2 protein-coding genes are annotated in these 3,846 nt (G+C 70.3%); one reads left to right on the plus strand and one right to left on the minus strand.

Annotated features, from left to right (window positions below):
* Positions 1–28: 28 nt before the first annotated feature.
* Positions 29–2,653 (minus strand): valine--tRNA ligase, encoded by a 2,625-nt coding sequence (locus tag ACFC02_RS41935; protein ID WP_376368195.1) that lies wholly within the window; start codon positions 2,651–2,653, stop codon positions 29–31.
* A 135-nt stretch (positions 2,654–2,788) separates the two neighbouring features.
* Between ACFC02_RS41935 and ACFC02_RS41940 the strand changes: the two genes are divergently transcribed.
* Positions 2,789–3,793: a hypothetical protein gene (locus ACFC02_RS41940; RefSeq protein WP_376368198.1), complete on the plus strand. Its 1,005-nt coding sequence runs from the start codon at positions 2,789–2,791 to the stop codon at positions 3,791–3,793.
* Positions 3,794–3,846: the final 53 nt, after the last annotated feature.

Below are 3,846 nucleotides of genomic sequence, written 5' to 3' on the forward strand. Positions count from 1 at the left end.
TCCGGGGCCTTCGACGGCGTACGGACGCCTACGCCTGCGGCAGCCGCTCCAGCTGGGCGGTGAGGCGGACGATGTCCTCCTCGGCCTTGGCGAGCCGCGTACGGATCTTCTCGACCACGTGGTCGGGCGCCTTGGCGAGGAACGCCTCGTTGCCGAGCTTGCCGTTCGCCTGGGCCTTCTCCTTCTCGGCCGCCGCCAGATCCTTGGCGAGCCGCTTGCGCTCGGCGGCCACGTCGATCGTGCCGGACAGGTCCAGCGCGACCTCCGCACCGGCGACCGGCAGGGTCGCCGTCGGCGTGAACGACTCGCCCTCCGGCTGGAGCCGCAGCAGCTGGCGGATGGCGGCCTCGTGCGGGGCGAGCGCCGTGCCGTCCAGGGTCAGCCGGGCCGGGACGCGCTGGCCCGGCTGGAGGCCCTGGTCGGCGCGGAAGCGGCGGACCTCGGTGATGACCGACTGGAGCGTCCCGATCTCCCGCTCGGCGTCCGCGTCCCGGAAGCCGCTGTCGGCCGGCCACTGGGCGATGACGACCGACTCGCCGCCGGTGAGGGTGGTCCACAGCGTCTCGGTGACGAACGGGACCACCGGGTGCAGCAGCCGCAGCGTCACGTCCAGGACCTCGCCGAGGACCCGCTTGCTGACCTCGGCCGCCTCGCCGCCCGCCTGGAAGGTGGTCTTGGACAGCTCGACGTACCAGTCGAAGACCTCGTCCCACGCGAAGTGGAACAGCGCGTCGGACAACTTGGCGAACTGGAAGTCCTCGTAGTACGCGTCGACTTCGGCGACGACGGAGTTGAGGCGGGAGAGGATCCACCGGTCGGTGGCGGACATCGCCGACGGGTCCGGCAGCGGGCCGTCCACCGTCGCGCCGTTCATCAGCGCGAAGCGGGTCGCGTTCCAGATCTTGTTGGCGAAGTTGCGCGAGCCCTGGACCCAGTCCTCGCCGATCGGCACGTCCACGCCGGGGTTGGCACCGCGCGCGAGGGTGAAGCGGAGCGCGTCGGAGCCGTACTTGTCCATCCAGTCCAGCGGGTTGACCGCGTTGCCGAAGGACTTCGACATCTTCTTGCCGAACTGGTCGCGGACCATGCCGTGCAGGGCGATGGTGTGGAACGGCGGGGTGCCGTCCATCGCGTACAGGCCGAACATCATCATCCGGGCGACCCAGAAGAAGAGGATGTCGTAGCCGGTGACCAGGACGGAGTTCGGGTAGAACTTCGCGAGCGACTCGGTCCGCTCGGGCCAGCCCAGGGTGGAGAAGGGCCACAGGCCGGAGGAGAACCAGGTGTCCAGGACGTCGGTGTCCTGGTGCCAGCCCTCGCCGGTCGGGGCCTCGTCGTCGGGGCCGACGCAGACGACCTCGCCGTTCGGCCCGTACCAGACCGGGATGCGGTGGCCCCACCACAGCTGGCGCGAGATGCACCAGTCGTGGAGGTTGTCGACCCAGTCGAAGTACCGCTTCTCCATCTCCTGCGGGTGGATCTTGACCTTGCCCTCGCGGACCGCGTCACCGGCGGCCTTCGCGAGCGGGCCGACCTTGACCCACCACTGCATGGACAGGCGCGGCTCGACGGTGGTCTTGCAGCGCGAGCAGTGGCCCACCGAGTGGACGTAGGGGCGCTTCTCGGCGACGATCCGGCCCTCGGCGCGCAGCGCGGCGACGATGGCGGAGCGGGCCTCGAAGCGGTCCAGGCCCTGGAAGGGGCCGTGCGCGGTGATGACGGCGTGCTCGTCGAGGACGGTGACGGCGGGCAGGTCGTGGCGCCGGCCGATCTCGAAGTCGTTCGGGTCGTGGGCCGGGGTGACCTTGACGGCGCCCGTGCCGAACTCCGGGTCGACGTGCTCGTCGGCGACAACGGGGATGGAGCGGTCGGTCAGCGGCAGCTTGACGAGCTTGCCGACCAGGTGCTTGTAGCGCTCGTCGTCGGGGTGGACGGCGACGGCCGTGTCACCGAGCATCGTCTCGGCACGGGTGGTGGCGACGACGATGGTGTCGTCCCCGTCGCCGTACTTCATCGAGACCAGCTCGCCGTCGTCGTCCTGGTACTCGACCTCGATGTCGGAGATCGCGGTCAGGCAGCGCGGGCACCAGTTGATGATGCGCTCGGCGCGGTAGATCAGCTCGTCGTCGTAGAGCTTCTTGAAGATGGTCTGGACGGCCTGGGAGAGCCCCTCGTCCATGGTGAAGCGCTCGCGCGACCAGGCGACGCCGTCGCCGAGGCGGCGCATCTGGCCGGAGATCTGCCCGCCGGACTCGCCCTTCCACTTCCAGACGCGCTCGACGAACGCCTCGCGGCCCAGGTCGTGGCGGGACTTGCCCTCCTTGGCCAGTTCCCGCTCGACGACGTTCTGCGTGGCGATGCCGGCGTGGTCCATGCCGGGCTGCCACAGCGTCTCGTGGCCCTGCATGCGCTTGCGGCGGGTGAGGGCGTCGATGAGCGTGTGCTCGAAGGCGTGGCCCAGGTGGAGGCTGCCCGTGACGTTCGGCGGCGGGATGACGACGGTGAACGGCGGCTTGTCGCTCTTCTCGTCCGCCTCGAAGTAACCCCGCTCCACCCAGCGCTCGTACAGCGGCCCCTCTACGTCGGCCGGCGCGTACTGGGTCGGCAGTTCGGTGTCGGGCGCTGGTGGCTGCTGCTGAGCGTTCTCGGTCACGGGGTCAGTTTAGAGGCGTCCCGCCGCTGTCCCGAACCGCATTCTTCTGTAACGGTGCGCACCCCGATGGCCTGCGGGCACCGGGCCTGCGCCAGGATGTCAGGAACACATAAGCGTCTGAGGGGGAACCCAGCAATGAGCTACAACCAGCCGGGCCCGTACGGCGGGCAGCCCCAGCAGCCCGGACCGTACGGTCAGCCGGGCCCCTACGGCCAGCAGCCGCCGCAGGCGCCGCCCGCGCAGCCCGGCTACGGCTACCCCCAGCAGGCCCCGCCGCAGCAGCCGGGGTACGGCTACCCGCAGCAGCCCCAGCCCCCCTACGGCCAGCAGCCCCCGCAGGGCGTCCCGCCGCAGGGCCCCTACAGCCAGCAGCCCCCGCAGGGCGTCCCGCCGCAGGGTCCCTACGGCCAGCAGCCCCCGTACGGCGGCATGCCCCAGCCCCCGGCCTCCGGCGGCGACGGCGGTGCCAAGAAGACGGCGCTGATCATCGGCGCGGTAGCGGTCGTGGCGGCGATCGCGGTGGGCGCGTACATGGTGATCGGCGGGGGCGGCGGCAGTTCCGTCGCGGACGACGGCCCGCACAAGCTGGTGACGCCGGCGACGGTGCTCGGTCAGTACAAGAAGTCCGACGGCGAAAGCGGCACCATGTCGAAGAGCGACATGAAGGACGCCGAGAAGTGGGGCGTGCACAACCCCAAGGACGTCAGCGCGGCCTACGAGTCCGGGGACAAGAACGCCCCGCTGGCCATGAAGCAGCTCCAGCTCAACGGCGTCTACGGCACCATCGACGACCCCGCGAAGACCGTGGACGCGATGTTCGCCTACATGAAGGACCAGACCAAGAAGAAGGGCAGCGACGACGAGGACGTCACCCTGCTCGGCGAACCGAAGGCGTACACACCCGACGGGCTCGACGGCGCGGTCCTCAAGTGCCAGCAGGCGAAGATCGACAACTCCGGGGCAACCACCGGCGCGCCGAAGACGATGAACATGACGGTCTGCATCTGGGGCGACCACAGCACCCTCGCCTCCGTCATCCCGATGGACATGGCCGACATCCTGTCGGGCAAGAGCACCGAACCGTCGGCCGCCGCCGACACCACCGCCAAGCTGCGCAAGGAGGTCCGGGTCAAGATCTGACGCCGGCACCGCACGTACGGAAGGGGCCCCGGTCGCTCGACCGGGGCCCTGTC

The organism is Streptomyces sp. NPDC056160 (genome assembly GCF_042268205.1).
In the GTDB taxonomy this organism is placed as follows: domain Bacteria; phylum Actinomycetota; class Actinomycetes; order Streptomycetales; family Streptomycetaceae; genus Streptomyces.

What these genes read in the sequence shown, in the direction of transcription:
- ACFC02_RS41940 (WP_376368198.1), top strand. Translation starts at nt 2,789, where the DNA reads ATGAGCTACAACCAGCCGGGCCCGTACGGCGGGCAGCCCCAGCAGCCC.